The sequence below is a fragment of the Pseudomonas fragariae (ex Marin et al. 2024) genome (assembly GCF_059621105.1).
On record NZ_CM184369.1, the window covers coordinates 5,951,086 to 5,975,642 of the forward strand.

The window sequence follows — 24,557 nt, forward strand, 5'->3', positions numbered from 1 at the left end:
CTAGCACGAGGAGGAACACACATGCACATTCAAGTCATCACGGGCGAAGGTTGCCAAGGTGCTACGAAGCAGCTCAAGCATTTGAAAGAACTGCACGATTGGATCGGCGAAGCAAACCAACTTGTACATGCCGAGGCATACAGCACTGCTGGCCTGGTAGAGATTCTGGAAGTTCGGAGCACCACAAAGCAGGAGCTTTTAGTAATGGAATGCAGCCAGGATCAGATCCAGGCGGTGCTGGAATGGCAATCAGAGACGGAAGATCTGGTCGATCTGGAAGACTTGGTGATTCACCTGGTGCGCAGGGCAGGACTGCAGCCATAAGAAACTGACGGCAACGATGTCAGCAAAAGAACGGTACTGAGGAGTTGCAGCTCCCCAGTACCAACCACTACTAGGAGTACGGTGATGAAGACGGAACACCCAAGCAGCAGCGATCCAAAGGCTAGCACACCATCCCAAAACCTGCTGACTATCGCCCTGATCGGCGCAGCATTGATCAGTTACCAGGTGCACAAGACTCCGCACGCTCGCGGGCGACTTGAAAGCCTGGCCACACAGGCCACGACCCAAGGTGGTCTGAGCGCCAACGACATGCGCGTTCTGGCCAGCATTCTCGACATCCCCTCCCCCAGTAATTGAGCCGTCAGGTTCTGGCTTTGAGCATCAGGGCGGGACGTTACACTGCCCTGATTGCTGCTTGAGATAGAGAGCAATCATGAACTCCCAAACAAGCAACGTTCTCACTTTTGAGGACCTGCAGCGCATCACCGGCTACCAACGCCGCTCCGACGTCGAACGCTCGCTGATCACTCAGGGGATCCGCATGTTCCGGGGGCGCACTGGTCCGTGGACGACGTTGGACCTCATCCACCATGCTGCGGGCATAGAGCCTGTAACCTCAGAGAGTTATGGCACCGATATTCTATGAGGAAAGCGCGTAGGCGGAAGCACAATCCGCACATCCCCCCGCACATCGACCAGGCCGCTCTTCCAGCGGCCATCTATTTTGATCATCGCAACGCCGGCGTCTGGTACACGCTGCATTACGACGAGACCGGCAAACAGCGCCGGCGCAATGTGGCACCTGCTGACGTGAGCCTGGCCGATTTGCACCAGATCATGGAGCAAACCTCGGGGGTCGATAAAGGCACACTGCGTTACGTCTGCGCGCAGTTTCATCTGAGCGATCGTTACAAGAAACTCAGCCTCAAGACTCACAGCGACTACTGCTATTCGCGAGACGTCTTGCTTGGCATACCGACCCGGCTGGGCAAACCGTTGGGGGAACTGCTGGTGAAGAAATTCACGGCGGCACTGATCCAGCGGATTGTCGATCGCCTGGCGGACGAGGGCACGCCGTCTAAAGCGGCGCATGTCCTGCGCTACCTGCGCCGGGTACTGCAGTGGGGTCGCAACCGGGGTTACCTCGACAGCAATCCGGCGCAGGGCATTGAAGCGCCGGTGGAGCGCAAACGCCGGCGTTTGCCTGAACACCAAGTCATGGAGGTGCTGGTCGACCGTGCGCTGGCATTTGGCCGCTTGGCCAGGAACGAGAAAGGTGGCTGTCCGGAGTACCTGAGCTACGTGATGGAGATCGGTTACCTGTGCCGCTTGCGGGGCATTGAGACCATCACCCTGACCGACGCCCACGAGCTGGCCGAAGGCGTCATGACCAACCGGCGCAAGGGCAGCCGGGACAACATTGTCCGCTGGACGCCACGCCTACGCGCCGCCTGGGAGGGAGCGAAGGCCTACCGGGCCAAAGTGTGGGCCAGCAAATCAACGGTCGTTCCGATTCGTCCCGACCGGCGTTACATCATCGTGGCCAGTCATGGCGGTGCTTTGCGCAAATCCAGTCTGGATACGGCATGGCAACGATTCATCACCTCGGCCATTGAGGACGGCACCATAACGGTCGAGCAGCGGTTTGGCCTGCATGACCTTAAGCGGCGTGGTATCACCGACACGGCGGGCAATAGGGCGGATAAACAGGAGGCCAGCGGTCATCGGGACGGAGCAATGATGGATGTCTACGATCTCAGCGTACCGCTGGTCAACGCTTCTCGGACGTAGCGAGTTTTCACATTAACTGTAAACCGTCTTCGGTTCTGACATGCAAACCCACTCAAAAACGACATCCGCGCAGGGCTTATGCTGCACCCTCACACTTGACGAGGTAGTGCAGATGCTGAATTTTTGGAAAAAACGCCGTGAGGATGAGCAGCAGCGAAAAATCGAGCATCTGCTCAATGCTCAGGAGGCTTTTTTGGAGCTGTACGAACCGGACATGCGGACCACTTTTCAAGGCGAAATGGCCAAGGTAAAGGCCAGAATTGAACGAGGACTGCAGGATGATAAAGGGTGATTCCAGGTGACGTGCGGTGTGACACGATGATTGACATACGTGTCAACTTCTAACTACTATAGTCACGCACTATAGTGATTCACTCGAGTGTAACCAGGGTGGTTACAGGGATCTTCGGATCGCACCCCGCTACTGCCGAGAGGCAGTTCGTCCATGACGAGGCAACAGCGACCTGCCCTACCGTAATGCGCGCAAGACGGTAGCTGAGAATCCCACCTAGAGTGGGATTCGCCGTTTCCGGACCTTCACTTTTTTTTCTGACATCGGTTCCGCACTTCCTTAGGGTAAGAGTGGCCCTTGGGTTTCATCCGGGTATCCGATGCTACCTTGAAGATGTTGTAGCCCTTCTTGCTGACCGGAAAATCAATGCCTTCGCCCTTCCGGGCAAAAAATGCACTGGTGACATGCATCCTCAACAGCCGGTGCTCGTGAAAAAATGCCAGACATATCTTGTAGGACTCAAGCTTTCCGGTGGCGCTGTTAAGCATTTCAAAGGTGAAGAAACGTTCGTCTTTGGTTTGATAGATGGTCGCGCCCTGATCAAGCCTTTCTAAAATCCCCCTGAGCTTTTTCGAAGCCTCGTAGCGCTCAAGACATACCCGTCGTTCATGGCGACCATCGGGGTATTTGAAGGGAATGCTGTACTCACTTTCATCGTCAGTAAAGCAATGCAGCCCATAAGTGACGACAAATTTTGGCGTAATCTTGTCGCCTTGGAACTCGACTTCGTGGCACGTCAGGTGCCCGAGCTCGTAGGTTACGCCATCGTGCTCGAACGAATCCCATCGTTGGATGGAATCGACTTGAAATTTGGTCAAGCTCAGTCCTCGAGCAGCGGCTAAACGGCCACTTTACCTGAAAAAATCCGCACCGTTGTGGACAGCCAGGGTTTCCCATGGACTGCCCATTTAACCAATATCTCTTTATCGGTAGCGCGGCTTACCCAAGCATAGGCATGGGCGGTTCGTCATCCGCCTCGGCCACCGAACGCGGCAAGCCCAGCACGTAGATCGGACCTATTTCTTTCGCTCCGGCCGGGGTGTAACGATCACCACTGGTAACCGCCACGATCACCCAACCAAGATCCAGATGCAGATTGACGTCGTGCTCAGTGAACGATTCGTAAATCTCTTTTATATCGACATGCTGCATAGATTCTCCTTGTCCTTGCAAGTGGCCGTCCTACGATGGCACGGCTGGGGTTCCTTTTCTTTGCGTTATTCGAAGCGCTTTAGACCCAACTGAAATTGATATTTTTCGCGGGTTCAGATTCCGGCGCTGCTTTCGCCAGAACATAGATAGGCCCTTGTGCCTTCTGCCCGCTTTCATAGCGTTCGCCTGGCACGATGGCTACCAGTGTCCATCCTGCCTTTATCAGATCTTCCGCGTGCTGCGCACTGGGCGCTTCCTGCAATGCTCTTACCTCATGTAGCAGCATTAAAAGTCCCCCTCGTCAAATTGCCCGAGCGTTGGCCGCTCAGCCTCATACTGGTCTGTAGTCTTCGGCTCACCCTCACCCAACCAACCGATCACATAGCTAGTAGTAGGCAAACTTTCCCACTCCCCCGTCTCTGGGTTGCGATCATGAGCCAATCCGGCCCTGACCAGCAGCAATACCCAGCCGTCTTTAAGATGCCGGTTAACTTCACGGTCGGTAACAAGCTCTCTAACCTGCTTAACATCGCCAATCAAAAAATCTGCCATCAGTCACGCTCCTTGTAGTGGTGGCTTATTGTTAGCACAGACCCTCAATGACTGGAAACATTGCATGGGCGGGTAGGGCAAGAGCCATCGTGATGGCAGCGACAATCTTCGATGACGAAAAGCGCGAACCCACGTAAAAATAACGCTTTCGCCCACGTAACAAAGGCTAATCGGCTGCTGTATTTCAGACGTTTCAGGTATACGCCACGTAACAAGAATATCTGTAACCCTATGATCTGTATGTTAAAAGCAGCTTCCTTGTAATCAGTAGGTCCCGGGTTCGACTCCTGGTGCCGGCACCATATAAGGTTCCAAAGGTGGCTTTCACAGCCTTTGAAATCTCCGAAAAACCCGCCTTTTGGCGGGTTTTTTCGTTTTGCGATCTTGGACGCTGACCTGGCACGGCTTGATACTATTTGGGCAGAGCACTGGTCGGATCCATAAGACCAACTACTGTAGAATTTCGCCCCTCAACGGCAGTGATGCTGACTTCATCTATGGATAAGGAATGCTGGATGGGCGGCAAACCTAGGCCTAACCCCTCTATCGTTAGCGGCATGACCGTGGCGTTTGTAGAGGGCGGCCGTAAGTACTATGTTGATGCCGAAGCGCAGCGATACTATTCATGGGACTCGCTCCACGGTGAATTTGAGGTCTTTGACCGGCGTGGCTTTCATTTGGGATCGGTCTGCCCTGATACTGGCATTACGCTGAAGCCCCCGGTCCGCGGACGACGGATCAAACCGAACTGAGAGGTTCACATGAGTTTTGTCGAACTATGCCTGGAAGGCAGCGTGCTGGAAGAGGAAATCGAGCAGTTCGTTGAGGACTGGCACGAAGGACGCGAAGGTGCAGACATGGAACTGCACGAGTATCTCGGCATGAGCTGGGAGGAATACCAAATATGGGCAACAACCCCGTCAGTGCTTTCTTTCGTGCTAGCTGCTAGAAAACGTGGCACCTCTCTAGATCAAGAGCTCTCGCTGGACAGATCTAAAATAGCCGCTCGCGCGGGCTCAGTAGCCGAAGCAACCAAAGTGGAAGCCTGGCTGCGCAGCGTTGGCAAGATCTAATGTATCCAGAGGAAAAAATGGCGCGCCGCGTGCTGGCCAGACGGAATTTGCTTCCCCCATTTGATCTCAACGCCCTCGCTACCGAATACGGCGAACTCGACTACCTCGACCTCCCCTACGAAGTTGATGGAATCACCATCGGAATCGGCAGCGCGCAAAAACCTCGAATATTGGTCAACGCATCCGCTCCGGCAACTCGCCGCAAATTTACTTTGGCTCATGAGCTTGGGCACATTGTCATCCCATGGCATACCGGCACCATTATTTCGCATCTGGATTCTCATCAGACAGATGCTGCTTACATGCAGATGGAAGCCGAAGCCAATCGCTTCGCAGCAGAATTGCTCATGCCTGCAGATTGGCTGACTGAGCAGTTTGAAAGCACCGACACCGTCGAGGCTTACTTTCGTAAGGTACAAGACATCGTAGGTGCATCCAGAGAAGCGATGTTCTACAAATTATTCAAATCGCTACCTACGCCGATTATCTGCGTACAGGTTGATAACGATTTACGCGTGCTCAATGGACAACGATCACCGTCCGCGCCCTCGGTACTCTCAGCAGGTGCGCTGGCTGGCCCGAGCTGCTTCATAGCGGACAACCGATATGAAGAGTTCGAAATCGATGGCCAGCGCTTCGTCAGCTGGTGGTTTGTAGGCCGTGAAATAAAAGAGATTGACCCGCGACCTTGGCGCGCAATTTATAGCGACATACTCAAAGAAACCGGGATGCAAGGAAGTCTTCAGAGCATCAGCGCTATCTTGGCAGGCGCTTGTAACAAAAACAAAGCCCAAAGCGAGCACGATATTTGCGGTGCTGTGTATCGGGCGTTTTCGAATTACGAGCGATACGAACCAGTAGTGAATCATCCTTTGTTCGAGCAATACGTCATCAAGCGGGTCAGGGAGTTGAAGCTTCGCCATTGACAGTAACGAAATCCCGCCTTGAAGTAGTTCTCTCCGGTTACGCTGCAGCAATCTATCCGTCCGTTCAGTTCCAGGCGCCAACCATTTGCCCGTTTCTCTCTCCGAAACTAAACGGGCGCTCAAACCAAAACGGCATCCCATAGAGAACGTGGCGTTGCCACAATCGTCCCCGTGGCAATCGGTGTGACAAACACCGAAGTCACCAGCAATAGCGATGTAGATGATGGTGACGCACACCATGTATTGGACTGCACCTCACTCACTAACAGTCAGGCACGTCCTGTCATCACTTAACTGCCTTCACCTGACTCAGAATCTCGCGGCGTTCGTCTCGTCAGCCAGTGCTGACGAGACCCGCCCACTTCTCCGGAAGTGTTCAGAAGGCCAGATCATGAGATGTCCAAGCTCCCGGTCGTAAAGAACCGCCACTCCCGCGTCAGTGGACATCTCTCACAGGTCGCAGGGGCCTTGATTCCTGATAACACTCAACATTCTTGTCGGGATAAAGTGGGGAGGGTTTCAAGAGCTGGCTTCGAGAGGCGTTTGATCATGGTACTGGTAGGAAAACGGGATAGGCAGAACTTTGGCTATGGGTGGCAATTGAGCTAGGCCGGGCAGCAAGCGTTGCGCGATCTATTTGGCGGCAAGCATTACGGCACGGTCAAAACTCACAGTGATCGATGGTAGCAGTCTGTACACTGGTGTCGACTGATGGTGGCCGCACACTGCTGGCATCGAACGAAAGCTACCTCGATTTATTGCAGGGGAACGTCCGCCCCGCCCGAGATATCCTCCATACGCACAACCTCGAAAGCTTCCACGAATTGCGGGCAGCCTATGCGTGCGGGCGCTATGAGCAAATCACCCATCATCTCGTGCCTATCAACGGTGGCGGTGGCGGTGGCAGGTGCTGGCGCCTCGATCCACGCCTTGATCAAGAGGCACGCTTACAAATCAGCAATGAACTCGGACACGGCCGTATCGACTTGGTAATGGCTTATATCGGGGCACGAGCATGAGCAAGCCATTCGATATGGAGCTGTTCCTGGCAAGCGTACTGACCGGGTCGCATGCCACACGCGAGCATCACCTACGCCAATCGAAGGCCATTCAAAAACGGCGATGTCTAATCGCTGGGACCATGACAATCCATGGACCTGGAAGCAAAAAGTATCTCGACTGGTTCCCAAATCACCACCTGACTCAGCACGCTGAATCGACGCGCTAGTACAATCTGCTGATCATCCACTTGCTCACTCTTCGTTTGGGGAAATCCTGGTAGTTCAAGCATTAGGTGAATGTCAGCTATCGGCCGATTTTGTTGAAAAAGTTGGTTTGCCAAAACTGCTTGACCATTGATTGGTTGAAATTTCGTTTTTGCACATTGCTACGTGAAGTCCGAGTCTGGAGGCATCTGCCTAAAGTAAAGACTTCAATCTCGGGCGTATACTTTTCTGCTGCGAAAAAATGGTCAACGTTTCAACAGAATCAGCCAAAAGTGGCCGATCGTAACCAGCAGCTTTCGGCCAAATTCAATATTATCGCAAAGAGCCTGAGTGAGTATCGAAAAACTAATGCTTATGCAGACTCTGGAGCATATTTAGTAACTGGCACAGGCTGATCGGTCGCAAAAGTTGTCACATGACAAACTGGCTCACCTAACAATATTCATTATAATTGTATAGGCGGCAATTTCATTAAGCGATTAGCTATATGCAAACTGGAGGCCAATCTAATTCCAACCAATGGGCATAGGAAGGCAATAGGCAATAACAAAAATGCGTGAACATAACCGATCTTTGACAGATGAGCGGATATTGCGACCAATAGGACGTATACAAACAGTGCAATTAACGACACATATACTGACCATAACTTATAGCTTTGGACGGCTCCTGGCTTTATAGATCGTTGAAAACACCGTTGATCTTCGGATCACATATACAAAATCACGAGCAGATAAATACCCCTTAAGGGCCGAAAATGCACCATCCTGATAGTCCAGAGCCAAACGTATAGCTCGCGCATCAAGATTGGATCTAACTCCGAACGCTTCACGCAAATCCATTACCAAAACCATGGGATGCACCGTGCTCCATGAGCCCGAGTGAACCAGTTCGCGCAAACGTTGTGTGCGCTGATGGGAAATGCTAGCTGAATTGTTAACCCAAGTAATTGACAGCGTAAGAAAAGCGATAATTAGTGGGACAACAATAGCTTGCCAAAGCTGAATATTCATGACTTTCCCTTGTATTGTAATACTGCATAATTTGGAGATTCTAAAATCTGAAATTACTGCGAAATTTAGCGACTGCCCAACGGTCACACACTGACATTTCTGGCCGGAAGCTTTCAACCAGTAGAGTCGTAAAAAGACTGACATGAGTCTAAGCCAAACATTAAAACTCTATGTAATATTAGATATTATTTATTGCACGTGCATTAGTTGTCTGAATTCCTGTTCGATGGCCGTCCGAGTCTCATGCATTTCGTAATTCACTTTCTCGAACAATTTTTGAAGGTGAGGTGTCTCACCCTGCCCCAGCGCCTCCCCTGACCGCGTAGCTACTCTAGCCTGATCCAATGTCTGAGCAGCCGAAACATAGAAGTCTGAAATTTTTTCTGACGTCGCCTTAGAAAAATAAATTTTATTTTTCTCATAAAACTCAACGAAGGCATCAAATTTGGGCAATGCCGATTCATATGCCTGCGTGATTGAAGGTCGTTGTCTTCCAAAATAATCGGGTCGAATAGTTTCATATATCGCCTCATGCAAATCAACGAGAAGCTTGTAGCTTTCATCTATAAATACAGCTCTTTTTTCGATCAAATTTGCATGCCGCAATTGAACCAAGTGACGCTCGGTTTGCAATGCGCTTTCCAGATTCTGTGTCTGGCGAGAGTGCTCTGATTTGAGTTTCTCTATAAGAACCTCAAAAGTCGCCTTCTCTCTCAAGCTGATGCGCCCCTTCCAAATACTACCCAGCCAAGCCGAAAGTCCGATAACGACGATTGCCGTACCACCAACTTGAGCGATTAAAGAGTTAAATATCTCAAACATATCGAACTACTCCGATAAAAAATTGCGTGCATAAACTTTTAAAAAACAATTCCATGGAAGATTGCCAAACCTTTAAAAGGTCTAATCCTTGCCATCGCAATCGCAATCGCAATCGCAATCGCAAGAATAAACTCGCCCATTTGAAGTTCGAAGACATTTTTGACTATGTCCGATTTTTTGCAGGCTCGCCTTCCCTGCATTATCCATTACGTCTGTGATCTAGCCATTCGATGCTCTTAGTGATTGGATCAACGCGAACAAATATAAATCCACTCGGCGGATTGACATTAGAGTCAAAACCAATCTCGTCAAGCTGCTTTATTCCTGCATGATACTCAGCTAGGAAATCCAAAAAAATATCAACTATTTCGTTATAGTCGTTTTTTACTGACAATTTCTTTGGGAGAAGTAGTTTGAATTTTTTGCCATCATTTGCTTCCGCATATATGGAGAAAGCGAGGGAGTATGGATTTTTCGTATTCAGCTTACCTGCTGATCCTAAGAGGACTGGCTCTATTTTAGGTTGCGACATCACCTTGCCTGCTGTTTCGGAAAGTTTTTCCTTCAGAAGCAAGTAATGATCCTTACCCATCTCGCCAAAAAGTGCCTTAAAGTAAGATTGTGCTATATAAGCCGCGACAATTGGAAAAATAAACCACTCAAGACATGCTTGAGGTCCACTAGGGGGCCTAGACTCAAGCGCTATACGGATATTTGGGTTGTGCAATGCCTTCTCGAAATCAACATACAATTCACTTGGCATGCCCTCTTCATATATTAGTGCAACGTCTGGCTGATTCATCTTTTTCCCTTAATACGTAATGTCGAACACTGCGGCGTGACCAATCGAAAAATCCAGCACCACCGGATGCGAGCAATTATCATTAGCAAACCGTCGATCAACGACCATAGACATTCGCCACACTGAAAAACTCGGCCTCCCAAAAAAATTGCTAAGTTCTTTTAACTATAGCAATATCCAGAGCGGTGGAGTAGCGTTATGCCACGCACGAGATATCACCTAGGGAAGGGAGAATACCAGGAATGAAATATCGTCACTTAAATGTATTCATGATGAAACCAGATACTGTGATCAATGGTTTCTCGGACCTACTAGTTTCGGATAAGGACGTAGTCCCATATGAACTCGATGCAGATTTTGGCTTGGAAGGAGTTTTATATGTAAAACGCACAGTTGAAAAAAGGCCGAATTGGGGCGAGTTGGTTGACACAATTACCGGAACCAACGTAATACAGATCGGAAACAAATCTAGCTCTGCGGTATTATTCATAAAAACAGATACCGACATATTCGCCATAACTTTTGGTTACGGACGCCACCTAGTAAACCTTGCGAACTTCGCCCAAGACTTCGGGCTAAAAACCGCTTTAAATACTCTTAATCACGAAAGCTTAAGAAGCGTAGACATTCATACATTAGAAGACCAACCGGTTCAAAAAAGATCACAGGCCGCACGCGACTCAGAAATAAGTGTGTTTGGCATTGATATATCTAGAGATATATTGAGAGCTGTGACTGGAACACCTAAACCAGGTATAGATTTCAAAAATATATCTGGCGGTGACGCAATGTTTTCATTTGGTATTGAAATGGAGATCAGCGATTTACCAATCATAACTGAGAATTTAAAAACTTATTACCTAAAAGATGATTATAAAACAGACTTTCTATGGGTAGACAACGTCAGAAGAATCAGGGAAAAATCACACATAGACCAGCTAGACCAGATTCTGCTTGAAGCAATTAAAAACCGTGATTCCGGTATAGTTATAACACTACCAGAAATAGAGAAATGGGACTCGATAACTGGCTTCAGCTTTACTCGAGCCAAAAGTGATCGATCACCGACTGTATCATCGGAAAAATACCTTTCGACGATTGACAATACAAAGCTATCTATCGAGTTAGTCAAAAGAGATCATTTGTATGTTTTCGACATACATGATAACGAATTTGATCACTCTATATACAAATGCATCTATTATGAAATAGTAAACGCAAAAAAAACCAACATAATATTTGGAGGAACCTGGTATGAAATTGACAATTCATTCATAGGGAGAATCAATTCTAGCTTAGCGGATATAGGTGTTTCTGAACTTCAATTTCCAGGGGTCTACGTGTGGCAAGAAGGTGAGAAGGCGAAAATAGAGGCTGAAGGTGATTACAATATTAGGGCCTCTCAGCTGCACGGATATCACCTATTAGACAAGAGACTGATCAAAAGTAACAAATCGACTAGTTCAGTTGAATTGTGCGATCTTCTTTCAACTGAGAAGCAATTCATACACGTCAAACATCGCAAAGGGGGATCTGCTGGACTAAGCCATCTTTTCGCACAAGGGAGCGTCGCCGCAGAGATATTGCTCGGAGACCGAGAATTTAGAAAATCAGCCAGAAAGGTATTGGGTACTTTCAGTAACGCTGCACGCGAAATCATTCCACTCGATAACTTTCGAAGCGCAGGATATGAAGTGGTTTTTCTGATATTGGGCGACGATGCCGCAACAGTGAAAAGCAATTTGCCCTTCTTCAGTAAAGTAAACCTTGTTAGGGCATATGATAGTCTTTCCCAGCGAGGTTACTCTGTGAAAATATCAGCCGCCGTAAAAATAGAAAGACCATGAACGCTTTCACGGAGTTTGAATAATAATGCCCGCGGGTCTCACTGACGCTTTCTCAGGAGATTTAATATCGTTTTCATCCCATATTTCTTACCTAAACGCGATAAAAATAACGGTTCTACATCAGCAGCGAAACCGAGCAATCCTTGAAGCCTAAACACTTCTTTTTGTTCAAGCAGTCCCAGACCGTACCTATGGACAAGAGCGCTAATTTCTCGCTTTCTATCACGACCAAGAGAAACTTTATTTTCGTTTGTGATTACTAACCCGGTAATCCTGCGGCTCCCTCGCTTAGACAAATGTATTGTTTTGTCAACATTCAAACTCAAGCGTGGGTATTTCAAACTAGACAACAAATCTTTTATTACAGGTACGACTAACTCAGAAGCGTAAGGTAAAGCCGTGGAGAATGTTAAATCATCAGCATAGCGAGTATAAACAAATTTGTTTTGAGATGCCCAATCAGCTACTGCACTATCAAACTCATACATAATGGAGTTTGACAATATTGGTGACGCTGGAGAGCCGATACTCAGGGCACCTCCATTCCCTCTATTAATACATGACAGCCTTGCAATATATCGAATTTCTAGCAAATCAAGAAAAGGTAAGCTTTTCTGAAAATGTGCTATCAGGTCATCGATTTTAATAGACGGGAAGAAATCTTTAAAATCCACCTTAACCATGTATTCGTTTGTTCGGTGCGTCTCGGCATTCTTTTTAATGCTTGCACCTTTTACATATGCCGACGCGGCCTCATGAATTGGCAATAAATGAAAAACGTTACGAATCAACCAATATTGAACATACTTTGTTTCCCTGGCAGGTTGAGAGATTATTCGCAACCCGCCATTCTTTTTCGGAATACTGTAAGTTTTATAAGAATAAGGAGCCCTCGAAACCACACGCACTAACTGTTCATTAGTCAATGACAAATCAGCCAACATTTTCTCAAGCGTTTTATGGGCGATCACTTCCCACCCCCAAACAGCCGACGAATAACTCTAAGCCGGTGATTATCTTTTCCCGATGTATTATAGAACTCTTTACACTCTGTAGAAATACGTAGTTTATCTATCGGTACAGAAGAGCTCGCAGAAAAATTAACCCTGTGGAACTCAGCGTTCCTAGCGACGTAAAATTGGGAGTCACTGTAAATCTCAAGACTAATGAGCCTGAATCGCTGAAGCAGAAAAAGCTTACCCCTTAGCTGATCCCTGCCAGCGTCAACACCTAGCCTGGAAAGATAATCCAATAGCTCGCTCTCTTTAACGGCAACAAACAGCTTTATAAGCTCATACAAGAGAACAAAAATATGGGAGCTATTTGATATTTTAAAAAGCTGTGATTTCGGCAGTTCGTCCAACTCGCGCTGAACATCAACCACAACATCCTCTATGATCTCAGCAGTTATAGTAAGTGGAAATCCGACTTCAAATGGATAACTTTTTACTGCAGTTCGCTTACCATTTGAGATATGTCGAAAAATTCCTAACTTTATGAATGAGTCATTCTGAAAGTGACCTTCCGAGCAAACAGCAACAATTTTGTCGTTGAACTCCTTTAACTGAGAAAAAGCACCAAGCTCAGCTATTGCTCCGGGACTCTCTAGTATAATAACCACCAGAGAACACATTGCAGCCAACTCCACCTCAAGATCAATCAGATTTCTAAAGATAGCGTCGACTTGCCAATTAGTGACATCTTCAGGCTTGAAGAATTCAACTCTATTATTGAGGTCTGTCTCAAGAGCGTGACGTAGCGACTGTACTGAAGGGGTGGGATCGTCAGGATGCCCCTTTTCAGGCGAGCGACCACCACACAGTAGAACGATGTGAGACTTACAGTACTCGACTCTTGATGACTCTATTTTTATCGATGATAGAGCAGCAAGTCGAGGATCCGTCATTTATAAGAGGTTCTTTACCAAGAAACAGCCGCAGAGAATATCTGTGGACCGTAATGAGCCCGCGATTGGAGGGCCGCAGATATTCTCTGCGGAATAAATCCAAGCAATTTTCTAGAGTCTGGCTAATCGCCCGACTAAGCATCGGTACCAGGACCGAGCTTGTACGCGTAAAGAACGCGTCGACTATCCCAAACGGCAATGACGCTGTCAATATGACATACGCGAAATTTAAGAAATTTTAGCTCATTCCTCTCTCAGATCACGAATAGTCGCTCATATCAATAACGAACCCGCTCCATTATTTGATCCACGATCAGGGTATAAATAGAGTTAACGCCTCAAATACTATTACCTTAAGCCATTGATTTTTAAACAAATAGCAATTGAATTCGACTCTTGGTGCCGCACCAAATAAATGGAAGGTCGCAGCAATGCAGGCCATTTTTCTCAGAAATAACACCAGGCATAGGCAAGGCATTCAACGCACGCATCAGCGTCCAGCATCCCTCTCGCAACATTTCTCCGCTTCATACCGGCCCCTCGCAAGCGTCAATCTCTCTAACGCTGAATCACAGCGTCACTCATTTCCGATCACCATCCTTGCTATCGATAAGAATATTCAATCACCGAGCCGTCTCTTTTAAGGTACACCCCTCATATACGAAGTGGAACACGTACTGTCTGCCAACGAGGTGGATATCTATCAGGGTTGGCTCGACACCGTTCGAGACACGCGGTCCAAAGCAAGAATCACTACCCGGATCGACCGAGCGGCGCTTGGCCACTTCGGCGTAACCGAGCCGGTGGGTGATGGGGTCTTTGAGATGAAGCTGGATTTTGGGCCTGGATTTCGGGTGTATTACGCGATTCAGGGCCAAAAAATACTATTTCTCTTGGGTGGCGGCTCAAAGGACAAGCAGCAAAACGATATAGACCAAGCCAAGGCTCTATGGAAATGTCACAAGGTGAAAAAGAAATGACGATTCGTACGCGCTCCCATGATGAAAGCGTTCTGGAAATGCTCCGTGAAGACGAAGCGTTTGCCATCGAATACCTGTCTGTTGCGCTGGAAGAAATTGACGAAGATGGGGGTGAAGACGTTTTCCTTACGGCTATCCGTCGACTGATCGAGGCTAGAGGTGGCATGGGTAATCTGTCGAAGAACACGGGCCTGGCCAGACCTAACCTTTACAGGTCTATCACTGCTGGCGGCGACCCGAAGCTTTCCACCATCCTCAAGGTGCTCCAGGCACTGGGCGTGGGAATGTCGAAGGTCGTTTCGCACAGAGCTGACATGGGCAGTCAAAGCCCCGACCAGTGACGATTCCTCACCCCGAAATGGCGCCGCTTTCACGACAACGAGCAGTTTTTTGTAGTCGTCAGAGCGCCATCCGGAAGTGAAGCTGTTTGGCTTTATCTGCTCTCAGCGTTTTGTGAGGGTTGTGAGCATATTCGCCAGTCGTCAGCGTCCACATGCCTGAACAGTATGTAGCCACCACCGTTAGCTACATGGTTCTTGATTTCATACTCCCGCCAGTCCGACATCGCTTGCCCACAAATGTCCTGCGGCTTGTGCTCGATCAGCCAGGCGACGGCATTGATGAATTGCCCATGCGAAAACACCGCAATGCGCTGGGCAGGATGCTCCGCAAGTCGAGCCAGGAAGGCCTGCGCTCTTGCTATAAATCCTGAAAAAGATTCGGCGCCTGCTCCATCCGTAAACGCCGGTTCTGACCTGGACCAATAGGCTTCAACCCAATCCCGCCGCTGAGCAACGGTCGTGTTGGCACATCGCGCGGGTTCGAGGTAGGTAAACTCTTGAATGGGCCAGGTTTCAAGCGGAGTGTTAGGAAAAGCAGCTGCGGTCGCCATGGCGGTTGCCTGCGCTCGGGAAAACGGCGAGGCGACAATCAAATCCGGCGCATGTGTGAATGATCGGGCCACTAGCTGTGCTTGTTCTACTCCCTTCAACGTGAGAGTAATAGTCGCGTGATCCACACTGGCTTCGCCTGCGTTGGCAGCGCTTTGTCCGTGACGAATTAGTCTGACCTGCTTCATTAATCAGAGACTCGCGTAAGAGGCAGAGGCTGAGCGCATTCAAGCGTACGCCCCCTTCTGGCAAAACCCGTCAGCATCAGGGGGGCATACAACCGGTTGATTACCAGTCGCGCGGCGCAATCAGCTCCTCAATGTCCGCGTCGGTGAAGCCATAAGCGTCTGCTATGCGTACGAAATCCTCAGCAATGGTTTCGCGGGCGACGGTTTCGATCTCACTGCCGTTCTCTTCGAATACCTCCTCCAGCTCGTTGATTTGCTCTGTCGCTTTGTGAGTCAGGGCATACAGCGCGTCCAGGTCGGAAGGCTTTTGCTGCTCGATTTCGTGACACAGGTTGACCAGCACTTTTTCGCACATTTTCACAACGGCATCAGGGAAATACTCGTCCTGATACATGCCTTTCAGGAAGGTGTGTTCGGCCATGGTTTCATTGGTCAACTGCATGGGTATCCCTCGTCGATGTACAGTGGGCGCTCAGTGAGTCCAATGGAGGTGACAATCGGAGATGTATTACAGAGATTATTGCCCATTCTGCAGGCTGGGCGTATACGGCGGCGAAGCCAGGACTGATAGTCTACAAGACAGTTGTAACTTATAACTCCGTTGTGAGCACCGAAGATCAGGTTTTCTAGCCATGAACGAACCCCTTGATTACAAATTAATGGATAGCATCGTCGTCTGCATCAACGATACCGCGGGCTTTGGAAGAAAGGCGTTTGAAAGCTTCAGCTTGGCGACCGATGTCGCAAGGGACATGGGCGTCGATGGCGACGACGCAAATGATCTGATGGTCGAGTTCTTCGAACGTTTCTCTATCGATCTTAACGATTACGACCCTTATCGGTACTTTTTGGAAGAAGGTTTCAACTTCTTTTCCTTCAGGCGCGCCAAAGACAGACGCGGCAACATTCCGTTGAGGGTGGGCATGTTGTATTTAGCCTTGAAAGCGAGACGTTGGGATACGCAAGCATTTGAACAAGCCACATTCAGCGATGCTCCCCTGTATGAGCGCACAGAAGATATTCCGATTGATGGCTACAAGATAAAGAGCCGTTGATCTTGCCTGTGTGAACCACTTGGTATGCATGTCATACCCCAAGCGCTTTACGAAAAGTGGATGCGCTCGGTGATGACCTCAGGTTGCAGCAATCCATGTAATTCAAACCCCCTTTCAGCGTGACGGAGGTTTCCTGTATGCGTGGCCTTGAGCAGGCCGTGACCACCAAGCTCTATCGGGAAAGAAAAGCTCCCGAGGCAAAGCCAACAGAAACAACCTGAAAACCTTCGTCCTCCCCAAACTCCTCAAGCTTCCCACCCACCCCGTCGATACCCTCCATACAACCCCGCAATCATGGATCGATGAAATGGTTATCTCACTAACCCCCGGCAACAACACGTCTCCCACCATCACCCTGCCCAATTCCGGCATCACGCTCACCCCGCAGCCGCTCACCGATGCGCAGAAAGAAGCGTTTAAGAACGCTGCTGCCAGTACACCCGCTGTCGTCTATCACCCGAGTACCGAAGTACCTGCGACCACTGAACCGATGGAAGCGGTTGATACCTGGATAGGTCGCTCGCAGTCGCCTGATTTCCCGAAGATGGCGGCGCAGCACAGTAACTCGACGGAGGCGCTGAAGACGTCGTATGAAGCGTTCACGTCGACGCTGGCGTCGGTGTATCCGGATCTGGCCAGCAAGAAGTTCGGCTTCACGATCGAGGCGGACGGTAATCTGAAGGCGATCAACAGTTCCGGTGAGTTGAGCGAGGCGGATACCAAGCAACTCAATACATTGTTGAATGCGTCCAGTGGGCTGAAAGCCGCAGCGGCTACCTATCGGGAGACGGCCATTGACCTGGTCGACGCCGATTCGCCCTGGAGCGGCAGTTATCTGGGTCGCTACAACCTGAACAAGGAAAACTTCGCCAATTCTCTGGACCTGGGCGCGCTGTTTATTCCCAAGACGTCGACGCCATCGAAAGATCAGATCGACGGCATGTTCTTCAATCAACTGGCGTACAAAGGTGAGCTGCACACCCAGGAATCGGAGGCGGCCATGCTCGCTGCACGTGCGGCGGAGAAAGCTGCCTCGGCGGGTTGATCCAAAACCCGTCAGCACATCGGCAGACGTTGCGAGCGGAGGTAGTAGTTGTCGAACTCGCCGCTCTCAACGAGCTGAAACCCGTGACGAACGTAGAAGCGGTTGGAGTCGCTTTCTTTCAGGGCGCCCACTCGTACTGTGGATGCGGTCGCGTCCGCTTGTGCGAACACTTGCCGAAGCACGGCAGCACCAATGCCCTGCCCTTGAACAGCAGGCTTGATGTACAGGTGATCCAGCAGCAGGCCGTCGCTGCTCGGTTTGACGACCACGAAGCCGACCTTGCTGCCGGCGACCTGGATGTAATGTGTGCATGACGCAGAAAACCCTTCACGAAAACGCTTTCGGGCGCGCACCGGATCGAACCGGCCAACACGCTCGAGGCTTTCACGCATGGCTTCGATACGTATGGCCACCAATGTTTCGAAGTCTTCGGGCTGGACCGTTACCAGGGTGATGTCGGGATCATTTTCTAGAATCTGTTGCATTGTGTTTGCTCCCGTATAAAAGGCTCGACGTCAGGTGCCCTATCCAGGAACCGCGACCACTTTAGCTTTGTTGGCGGGCCTGATCGTCAAGGCGCTCATTGCCCATCGAGTCGCTTACGAACGATTTTCCCCAGGCTCGTCAGACGATATCGCTGATTGCTGCTGGTCGGTTTCTCCGGAATCGTCATGGCGAGAACGCCCTGCTCAAGCGCGGGCGAAAGGTAATGTTTACGGAAGTGTTCCGCGTCAGCCAGCTTCAACTGGTGCTGAAGCTCAATGCGTTTGATGTCTCCATTTACGAGCACAATCAGCTTTTCGACTTCCGGGGTGACTTCCGGGGTGGCTTCCGGGGCGACTTCCGGGGTAAGGAATGTGAGGGTGACTCCAGAGTTTCCTTCGCTATACCAAACAGGAGGCGCAAGGCCGTTCTCTTCGCAGGCCTGACGAATAAGTACGCTGCCGCGACCCAGCTTTTCCATATAGCCCTGTAAATAAAGTGCGTGGGCAATATCAGGATTGCGCAGCACTGAAATATGGCCCTGTTGCAGCTTGTCCGCATCGACGCCGTCCGGAAGGCTGCCGGAGTTCCAGATCTGCAGTCGGACCGGACTGATCTCTACTTTGATGCCGCCGGAAAAGCTGCTGTAGTCTCGATGAGCGAAAGCGTTGACGATGCCTTCACGTATAGCCATCTCCGGATACAGCGGTAAGTCTTCACGCTGATTGCGACCTTGGCTAAAGCGCGCCTTGACCGGGGTATTCGTGTAAGCGCAACCACTCCTCCCGCGTCATCTCCCAGACTTCCACCTCGAACCGTCCGCCAACAAACTCGCCCTCCTGCGTGCTCACCTTGCGCATGCCTTCGCTGATCGAGATGCGCCGCGAGGCTTCATTGGGGGCGGCTTTGGGCACTTGCATCAGGGGCATGCCCATCACGTCGAACCACTGTCGATTGATCACGCGGCAGGCCTCTTTCATGTAGCCGTGGCCTTGCCAGTCCGGGTGCAGCCAGAAGCCGCGGTTGTTGCCGGGATGGGTCATCAGGGTGATGCTGCCGATGATGTCGTGGGGCGCGCTCTGCAGGCGGATCATCCAGTGCCACTCGGTGCCGTTTGCTATGGCGGGCAGTGCGACGTCCTGAATGTAGCGCAGCGCACCGTCCTGTGGATAAGGCCAGGGGACACGGTTGTTCAGGTAGCGCACGATGTCCCATAGCGGAAAGCGTTGCTGAACCGCAGGCGCATCCTCGAGCTGAAGTGGCGTCAGCAGCAGACGCTCGGTGTACAGCGTGGGGGTGATGGTCATGACGATGTCCCTGTTCATCGAACGATGCTCACTGGATGAACGGTCCCGTATGCCGGGGATTTAAGTCGAACTGCCGGCTGCAGGTGGGGGTCTATCCTGCATCTTTTATACATCGGAAACCCCAGTGCCCAGAATCATTACGGATCAGACACCCCAAAGCGTGGTGGATGAGCAGCAGGTCAAATTGTTTGGCTCGCCCAAGGAACGGCTGGATTTTTATCGACGCGAAATTCATTACGAAACCACCAACCTCTCCAACCGCACCAACGCCTATTTGTCGGCGCAGTCATTCCTGGTGATCGCCTACGCGTCTTCGATGGCCAATATGAACACGGCCTGGGGCGCGATGTTTACGCTGGTAGTGCCGCCGATGCTCGCCTTGCTGGGGCTACTCAGTACGCTGTTCGCCTGGCCGGGTATTCGGGCGGCGTGCGACATCATCCAGCACTGGCACCACAAACAGGCGCAACTGTTGCTCAGCGAGCCGGTCATCGGGCTGACTTATGACGATTCGCCGTTGTTCAGCGATTGGGAATCCAGCGAAACCGGGCCGAAAAAGTCCTTGCTGTTCTCCAAGCGCAGTCCTTGGCTGTTCAGCTTTTTCTGGATTTTCCTCGGCGGTTTCGCAGTGTTTGTTCAGTTGATTGCGGACTGAGTCAGGTGCGGACCTGTCATGTTCTTTGACGTGACTGACAGACTTGGGATGGGTAGATGTGACGGAGAGCGTCAGGGAAGGTATGCCCACGCTGGAGCACGAACGGTGTTTCAGTCATGCATTTTCGGCGATTATCCAGCCCTCTTCGCGAACAAGTTCGCTCCCACGGCCTCCGGCCAGAATCAAAAGCAGACTTGTATAGCGATGAGCGCTGGAGCATGGGCACGATCAGGATTCAGGCGACGGTCTTTGTCAGGCCGCCGCCCTCGGATCAGAAAACGTTGATCGGGTAGTCAACGAAGATGCGTGTCTCGTTGCCTTCGCTGTTGTAGGCCTGTGCATCGTCCGAGACCCGCAGGAACGAGTTGCGCAGGCGGATCGAGAGGTCTTTGGCCGGGCCGCTCTGGACCACGTAAGTCAGCTGGCTGAATATCTCGCGTTCCGTGCCGTCGCCGCTGCCTGCGGTGCCATCGTCGATGTTGTCGCCGCGTACGTAGGCAGCCTTGTAGCTCAGGCCGGGCAGGACCAGCCCGGACAGGTCGACGCCATAGGCCGCCTGCCAAGAACGTTCGTCCTTGCCGTTGAAGTCGGACCAGTAGGAGTTGGCGAGGTAGATGGTGTTACCGCCATCACCAAAACCGCCATCGTTGCGATAGCCTCCGTAGGCGTAACCCATGTCACCGGTGCTGCGCTGATGCGCCAGGGTGAAGGAGTGGATGCCCACGGCCCAGGTTGCGGCCAGGCTCCAGATCTTGTTGTCACGCGCATCGCTGGCAGTGAAGTCTTTATCCAGTCGGGTTTTGTAGCCGTTGAAGTCGAAGGTCAGTGACTGGTCTTGCGGCAGGGCGAAGACATAGTTCAGGTTCAGGTACTGCTTCTTGAACACGTCTTCGTTGTCGGAGGCATAGAAAGCGGCGCTGAACTCATCGGTGAATTTGTAGCTGGCGCCGTAGACGTTGATGCTCTTCAGGTCACCACTGTCGCGGCCTTCGGCGCTCTTGCGCGCTTCCTGGGTGAAACGCCCGGCGACCACTTCCAGCCCCTCGATCTCTTTGGAGGTGATCAGGGTGCCGGTGTAGCTTTCCGGCAGCAGACGGGAGTTGTCGTAGTTCAATACCGGCAATTGCGGCATCTGATCGCCGTATTTGATGACGGTATTCGAGAAGCGTGCTTTTACCGCTGCGCCTGCACGGGACAGGTCATCGGCAGCCGCGCCGCTGTCGCCCTGCTTGAAGAAGTCGATGCCGCCATTGCCGCTGCGGCCCTTTCCGCCATCAAGGCGAATGCCGTACAGCGCAAAGGCGTCGACGCCCACGCCAACCGTGCCCTGAGTGAAACCGGACGCGAAGGTGCCCATGAAGGCCTGGCCCCATTCGGATTTGTCTTCACGGTCGTTTTTGAAGTCGCGATTGATGTAGGCGTTTCGCAGGTTGACGTTCAGGCTGCTGTCTTCGACAAAGCCCTTCGAATCGGCCTGCCCCTGGGCCATGGCCTGACTGGCGCTGATGATGCCCAAAGCGAGCATGCCCATACGTGTGTTAAGCATTTTGTCTTCCTTGTTCTGCAAATGACATGCGCTGTGGCGGCGGCCAATGGCCGTCTGGCTTCCCGCCTCTGGTCAGGCGGTGAAGCGCCGCACGACGTCATCGCAGTGGACTACGAAGCACGTACAGGGGGTGGAGCCACAGGCAGTGGGGCGCGAATCCTAGTTCGGGTGCCTGGGGGTGTCAAACGTGTGGATGGCCGGGGCCTGGTCTGGTGTATTGCTTAATCTGTCAGCACACGCGCCAACGCTTCGAATTCGGCATCGTTGAACAGGCCTGCCGGATAGCGCTGCAGCAGCATGGCGCGTACGTCCGGTCTGGCTTTCACGGGCCTGGTCGTCCTTAACCAATCCGCCACTCGCTGGCGTGCCTCGTTACTGAGCGAAGCAGAAAAACCACGAACTCGCTGTTGGCTCATACCTGCATTCATAACGAAAACCTCTTGATTCATGAGGGGCTAAATCTACTGATGCCATGTGACAGTCAAGCTAAGAAAACGGGTTTTCGCCAGTGGAATTTAGGATAACTGCCGATAAATCTGATGAACTTAGTTATAAAGTAACGCATAAAAAAGCCCATCTGATGATGGGCTTAATACAGCAAAAACGGGACCAACTATCCAGTTGTTAGATACAACTAGTTACTAAGCACTAGTGCTTGTGAGGCGCTGGCTGTTGCTGTGTCAGGCAGTGGATATTGCCCCCGCCCAGCAGCAATTCACGGCCTGGCGCCATCACCACCTCATGCTCTGGAAACAGCTTTTGCAGGATCTCGCGGGCCTTTCCGTCCATCGGATCGTCGAAACTCGGCGCAATGATGCCGCCGTTGACGATCAGAAAATTCACATACGACCCGGCCAGACGCACCGAAGGGTTGCGTCCCTGGCTGCCATGCACCTGATCGACGCCCGCGCATTCTTCTTCTGTGGCGAACAATGGGCCCGGAATCGGCATTTTATGCACGATAAACGCACGCCCCTTGGCATCCCGAGTGTTTTCCAAAATACTCAATGCCGCATGGCAGCGTGAGTAGTTGGGGTCTTCGGGATCATCGGTCCAGGCCAGTAACACCTCGCCCGGACGGATGTAGCAGCAGAAGTTATCCACATGCCCGTCGGTTTCGTCGTTGAACAGGCCTTCCGGCAACCAGATGACTTTATCCACAGCCAGGTAATCGCCGAGGATCGTTTCGATCTGTTCGCGGGTCAGGTGCGGGTTGCGGTTGCGATTGAGCAGGCACTCTTCGGTGGTGATCAGCGTGCCCTCGCCATCCACGTGGATCGAGCCGCCCTCGAGGACGAAGCCTTCGGTGACGTAACGCGGGCAGCGCTCGATTTCGAGTACCTTGCTGCCCAGCTGCGAATCGAGATTCCACGGCGCATACAGGCCGCCATCGAAGCCGCCCCAGGCATTGAATTCCCAGTTCACGCCGCGCACTTCGCCACGGTCGTTGATGACGAACGTCGGCCCGCTGTCGCGCACCCAGGCATCGTTGCTGCTCATTTCCACAACCCGGATGTTCGGCATGTCCAGCCGCGCACGGGCGTTGTCGTATTGTGCAGCCGACACAGCCACCGTGACCGGCTCAAAGCGGGCGATGGCCTTGGCGATGGCGACGTGGGCAGCCTGGGCGGGCTTGCCACCCAGGCGCCAGTTGTCCGGGCGCTCGGGCCAGACCATCCAGACCTGGGTTTGCGGTGCCCATTCGGCCGGCATGTGGAAACCGTCGGCGCGTGGCGTGCTATTGAGCGTGGTCATGGCGATCAGGACTCCAGCGAACCGTCGAGGGTCTTCACCGCGCCATACAGGTTAGGGCGGCGATCACGGAACGTGCCCCAGGCACTGCGGATGTGCTCCAGTTCGTCCAGGTCGAAGCTGTGGACCAGCACGCCTTCTTCGGTTTCGTTGAGCTCGGCGACTTTTTCACCGAACTGGTTGGCGATGAACGACGAACCGTAGAAGGTGATGTCGTAGCCGTCCTGCTCTTCGTTGCCAATGCGGTTGCTGGCAATCAGCGGCATCAGGTTCGCGCCGGCGTGACCTTGCTGCACGCGCTGCCAATGGTCGCGCGAGCTGATGGTCTTGTCATGCGGCTCGCTGCCGATGGCGGTCGGGTAGAACAGAATTTCCGCGCCCTGCAACGCCATGCTGCGCGCGCACTCCGGGAACCACTGATCCCAGCAGATACCCACGCCGATTTTCGCGTAACGGGTCTGCCAGACTTTAAAGCCGGTGTCGCCCGGGTTGAAGTAGTACTTTTCGTGGTAGCCAGGGCCGTCCGGGATGTGGCTCTTGCGGTAGATGCCCAGGTTGCTGCCGTCTGCGTCGATGATCGCGATGCTGTTGAAACGCGCACGCCCTGCCAGCTCGAAGAAGCTGATCGGCAAGACGACCTGCAGTTCTTTGGCGATTTTCTGGAAGTGCTTGATTGCGACGTTGGACTCGAGGGTGGTCGCCAACTGCAGATAGTCCGGGTTCGGCTTCTGGCAGAAGTACGGGGTTTCGAACAGTTCCTGAATCAGAATGATCTGGGCGCCCTTGGCGGCAGCTTCGCGTACCAGCTTTTCAGCGGTCTCGATGTTGGCTTCCAGATCCCAGGAGCAGGCCATCTGGGTAGCAGCGACAGAAACGATACGGCTCATGAAAATATCTCCAGGGGCGGTTGCAAAGGACTTATCACCATAGCAGACAGGCGATGACGATTATGAACGTCTTTATAGCGGA

The 24,557-nt window shown here is 51.7% G+C and carries 30 protein-coding genes and 2 pseudogenes; 15 read left to right on the plus strand and 17 right to left on the minus strand.

The window, feature by feature from the left end:
- The first annotated feature begins 21 nt into the window (after positions 1–21).
- From AC54XV_RS25920 to AC54XV_RS25940, 5 genes are all read left to right on the plus strand, one after another.
- Positions 22–324, plus strand: a complete 303-nt coding sequence (locus tag AC54XV_RS25920) for a hypothetical protein (protein WP_129450476.1) — start codon at positions 22–24, stop codon at positions 322–324.
- A gap of 84 nt (positions 325–408) precedes the next feature.
- Positions 409–642 (plus strand): hypothetical protein, encoded by a 234-nt coding sequence (locus AC54XV_RS25925; protein ID WP_060408857.1) that lies wholly within the window; start codon positions 409–411, stop codon positions 640–642.
- A gap of 76 nt (positions 643–718) precedes the next feature.
- Entirely contained in the window at positions 719–931 is a 213-nt protein-coding gene (locus tag AC54XV_RS25930; protein ID WP_004407165.1) for a hypothetical protein, read from the plus strand.
- Positions 928–2,076, plus strand: a complete 1,149-nt coding sequence (locus AC54XV_RS25935) for a site-specific integrase (protein WP_129450478.1) — start codon at positions 928–930, stop codon at positions 2,074–2,076. Before AC54XV_RS25930 ends, AC54XV_RS25935 begins: the two co-directional genes overlap by 4 nt.
- Positions 2,077–2,188: 112 nt before the next feature.
- Positions 2,189–2,368 (plus strand): hypothetical protein, encoded by a 180-nt coding sequence (locus AC54XV_RS25940; RefSeq protein WP_129450480.1) that lies wholly within the window; start codon positions 2,189–2,191, stop codon positions 2,366–2,368.
- 245 nt (positions 2,369–2,613) lie between these two features.
- Here AC54XV_RS25940 and AC54XV_RS25945 read toward each other — a convergent pair whose 3' ends face one another.
- The 4 genes from AC54XV_RS25945 to AC54XV_RS25960 all read right to left on the minus strand — a co-directional run bounded on the left by AC54XV_RS25945 (position 2,614) and on the right by AC54XV_RS25960 (position 4,072).
- Positions 2,614–3,186, minus strand: a complete 573-nt coding sequence (locus AC54XV_RS25945) for a YjaZ family protein (RefSeq protein ID WP_129450482.1) — start codon at positions 3,184–3,186, stop codon at positions 2,614–2,616.
- A 121-nt stretch (positions 3,187–3,307) separates the two neighbouring features.
- Positions 3,308–3,520: a hypothetical protein gene (locus tag AC54XV_RS25950; protein ID WP_129450484.1), complete on the minus strand. Its 213-nt coding sequence runs from the start codon at positions 3,518–3,520 to the stop codon at positions 3,308–3,310.
- 79 nt (positions 3,521–3,599) lie between these two features.
- Positions 3,600–3,806, minus strand: a complete 207-nt coding sequence (locus AC54XV_RS25955) for a hypothetical protein (RefSeq protein ID WP_129450487.1) — start codon at positions 3,804–3,806, stop codon at positions 3,600–3,602.
- On the minus strand, positions 3,806–4,072 hold the full coding sequence (locus tag AC54XV_RS25960) for a hypothetical protein (RefSeq protein WP_129450490.1): 267 nt from the start codon (positions 4,070–4,072) through the stop codon (positions 3,806–3,808). Before AC54XV_RS25960 ends, AC54XV_RS25955 begins: the two co-directional genes overlap by 1 nt.
- 557 nt (positions 4,073–4,629) lie before the next feature.
- Between AC54XV_RS25960 and AC54XV_RS25965 the strand changes: the two genes are divergently transcribed.
- From AC54XV_RS25965 to AC54XV_RS25980, 4 genes and pseudogenes are all read left to right on the plus strand, one after another.
- Complete coding sequence (locus AC54XV_RS25965) at positions 4,630–4,824, plus strand: colicin E3/pyocin S6 family cytotoxin (RefSeq protein WP_231992749.1); 195 nt, start codon at positions 4,630–4,632, stop codon at positions 4,822–4,824.
- Positions 4,825–4,833: 9 nt separating this feature from the next.
- Positions 4,834–5,145 carry a hypothetical protein gene (locus AC54XV_RS25970; RefSeq protein ID WP_104684650.1) on the plus strand — a complete coding sequence of 104 codons (312 nt, stop codon included), beginning with the start codon at positions 4,834–4,836 and terminating at the stop codon, positions 5,143–5,145.
- 17 nt (positions 5,146–5,162) lie between these two features.
- The gene (locus tag AC54XV_RS25975) at positions 5,163–6,071 is read left to right on the plus strand and encodes an ImmA/IrrE family metallo-endopeptidase (RefSeq protein WP_240892922.1); all 909 of its coding nucleotides are present in this window, start codon (positions 5,163–5,165) and stop codon (positions 6,069–6,071) included.
- A gap of 701 nt (positions 6,072–6,772) precedes the next feature.
- Positions 6,773–7,090: pseudogene (locus AC54XV_RS25980) on the plus strand (integrase domain-containing protein); the annotation flags it as partial.
- Positions 7,091–7,947: 857 nt separating this feature from the next.
- On the opposite strand, the gene AC54XV_RS25985 reads toward AC54XV_RS25980, so the two are convergent.
- From AC54XV_RS25985 to AC54XV_RS25995, 3 genes are all read right to left on the minus strand, one after another.
- On the minus strand, positions 7,948–8,310 hold the full coding sequence (locus AC54XV_RS25985) for a hypothetical protein (protein ID WP_240892921.1): 363 nt from the start codon (positions 8,308–8,310) through the stop codon (positions 7,948–7,950).
- Positions 8,311–8,499: 189 nt separating this feature from the next.
- A complete protein-coding gene (locus AC54XV_RS25990) occupies positions 8,500–9,132 on the minus strand; it encodes a hypothetical protein (protein ID WP_240892920.1) in 633 nt (210 codons plus the stop codon).
- Between the two features lie 199 nt (positions 9,133–9,331).
- Complete coding sequence (locus AC54XV_RS25995; protein ID WP_496717465.1) at positions 9,332–9,934, minus strand: hypothetical protein; 603 nt, start codon at positions 9,932–9,934, stop codon at positions 9,332–9,334.
- Between the two features lie 242 nt (positions 9,935–10,176).
- Between AC54XV_RS25995 and AC54XV_RS26000 the strand changes: the two genes are divergently transcribed.
- On the plus strand, positions 10,177–11,781 hold the full coding sequence (locus AC54XV_RS26000) for a DUF6119 family protein (RefSeq protein ID WP_240892918.1): 1,605 nt from the start codon (positions 10,177–10,179) through the stop codon (positions 11,779–11,781).
- Positions 11,782–11,819: 38 nt separating this feature from the next.
- On the opposite strand, the gene AC54XV_RS26005 is transcribed toward AC54XV_RS26000, so the two are convergent.
- Positions 11,820–12,752, minus strand: a complete 933-nt coding sequence (locus AC54XV_RS26005; protein WP_240892917.1) for a retron St85 family RNA-directed DNA polymerase — start codon at positions 12,750–12,752, stop codon at positions 11,820–11,822.
- Entirely contained in the window at positions 12,749–13,687 is a 939-nt protein-coding gene (locus AC54XV_RS26010) for a retron St85 family effector protein (protein ID WP_240892916.1), read from the minus strand. The genes AC54XV_RS26005 and AC54XV_RS26010 overlap by 4 nt, the downstream gene beginning before the upstream one ends.
- A gap of 656 nt (positions 13,688–14,343) precedes the next feature.
- Here AC54XV_RS26010 and AC54XV_RS26015 point away from each other — a divergent pair.
- Complete coding sequence (locus AC54XV_RS26015) at positions 14,344–14,667, plus strand: type II toxin-antitoxin system RelE/ParE family toxin (RefSeq protein WP_240892928.1); 324 nt, start codon at positions 14,344–14,346, stop codon at positions 14,665–14,667.
- A complete protein-coding gene (locus AC54XV_RS26020) occupies positions 14,643–15,008 on the plus strand; it encodes an addiction module antidote protein (protein ID WP_024640497.1) in 366 nt (121 codons plus the stop codon). The genes AC54XV_RS26015 and AC54XV_RS26020 overlap by 25 nt, the downstream gene beginning before the upstream one ends.
- 92 nt (positions 15,009–15,100) lie before the next feature.
- On the opposite strand, the gene AC54XV_RS26025 is transcribed toward AC54XV_RS26020, so the two are convergent.
- Together AC54XV_RS26025 and AC54XV_RS26030 are read right to left on the minus strand one after the other, a co-directional pair.
- The gene (locus AC54XV_RS26025) at positions 15,101–15,745 is read right to left on the minus strand and encodes a histidine phosphatase family protein (RefSeq protein ID WP_024660731.1); all 645 of its coding nucleotides are present in this window, start codon (positions 15,743–15,745) and stop codon (positions 15,101–15,103) included.
- A 100-nt stretch (positions 15,746–15,845) separates the two neighbouring features.
- Positions 15,846–16,187, minus strand: coding sequence for a DUF5713 family protein (locus tag AC54XV_RS26030; RefSeq protein WP_024660732.1), 342 nt, complete (start codon positions 16,185–16,187; stop codon positions 15,846–15,848).
- Between the two features lie 190 nt (positions 16,188–16,377).
- Here AC54XV_RS26030 and AC54XV_RS26035 point away from each other — a divergent pair, with 190 nt between their 5' ends.
- Both AC54XV_RS26035 and AC54XV_RS26040 read left to right on the plus strand, forming a co-directional pair.
- Positions 16,378–16,800 carry a DUF1493 family protein gene (locus tag AC54XV_RS26035; protein WP_024640494.1) on the plus strand — a complete coding sequence of 141 codons (423 nt, stop codon included), beginning with the start codon at positions 16,378–16,380 and terminating at the stop codon, positions 16,798–16,800.
- Positions 16,801–17,107: 307 nt separating this feature from the next.
- The gene (locus AC54XV_RS26040; protein WP_017278317.1) at positions 17,108–17,845 is read left to right on the plus strand and encodes a hypothetical protein; all 738 of its coding nucleotides are present in this window, start codon (positions 17,108–17,110) and stop codon (positions 17,843–17,845) included.
- Between the two features lie 11 nt (positions 17,846–17,856).
- On the opposite strand, the gene AC54XV_RS26045 is transcribed toward AC54XV_RS26040, so the two are convergent.
- From AC54XV_RS26045 to AC54XV_RS26055, 3 genes and pseudogenes are all read right to left on the minus strand, one after another.
- On the minus strand, positions 17,857–18,330 hold the full coding sequence (locus AC54XV_RS26045) for a GNAT family N-acetyltransferase (protein ID WP_240846516.1): 474 nt from the start codon (positions 18,328–18,330) through the stop codon (positions 17,857–17,859).
- A gap of 95 nt (positions 18,331–18,425) precedes the next feature.
- A pseudogene (locus AC54XV_RS26050) lies at positions 18,426–19,091 on the minus strand (Fic family protein); the annotation flags it as partial.
- Positions 19,066–19,635 carry a GNAT family N-acetyltransferase gene (locus AC54XV_RS26055; protein ID WP_496717470.1) on the minus strand — a complete coding sequence of 190 codons (570 nt, stop codon included), beginning with the start codon at positions 19,633–19,635 and terminating at the stop codon, positions 19,066–19,068. The pseudogene AC54XV_RS26050 and the gene AC54XV_RS26055, both read right to left, overlap by 26 nt.
- Positions 19,636–19,795: 160 nt before the next feature.
- Between AC54XV_RS26055 and AC54XV_RS26060 the strand changes: the two genes are divergently transcribed.
- Entirely contained in the window at positions 19,796–20,290 is a 495-nt protein-coding gene (locus AC54XV_RS26060) for a hypothetical protein (RefSeq protein WP_024642609.1), read from the plus strand.
- Between the two features lie 271 nt (positions 20,291–20,561).
- Here AC54XV_RS26060 and AC54XV_RS26065 read toward each other — a convergent pair whose 3' ends face one another.
- The 3 genes from AC54XV_RS26065 to aguB all read right to left on the minus strand — a co-directional run bounded on the left by AC54XV_RS26065 (position 20,562) and on the right by aguB (position 24,475).
- Complete coding sequence (locus AC54XV_RS26065; RefSeq protein WP_004407011.1) at positions 20,562–21,836, minus strand: OprD family porin; 1,275 nt, start codon at positions 21,834–21,836, stop codon at positions 20,562–20,564.
- A 648-nt stretch (positions 21,837–22,484) separates the two neighbouring features.
- On the minus strand, positions 22,485–23,591 hold the full coding sequence (aguA, locus tag AC54XV_RS26070; protein WP_496717473.1) for an agmatine deiminase: 1,107 nt from the start codon (positions 23,589–23,591) through the stop codon (positions 22,485–22,487).
- A 5-nt stretch (positions 23,592–23,596) separates the two neighbouring features.
- Complete coding sequence (aguB, locus tag AC54XV_RS26075; RefSeq protein WP_003372277.1) at positions 23,597–24,475, minus strand: N-carbamoylputrescine amidase; 879 nt, start codon at positions 24,473–24,475, stop codon at positions 23,597–23,599.
- Positions 24,476–24,557 lie beyond the last annotated feature (82 nt).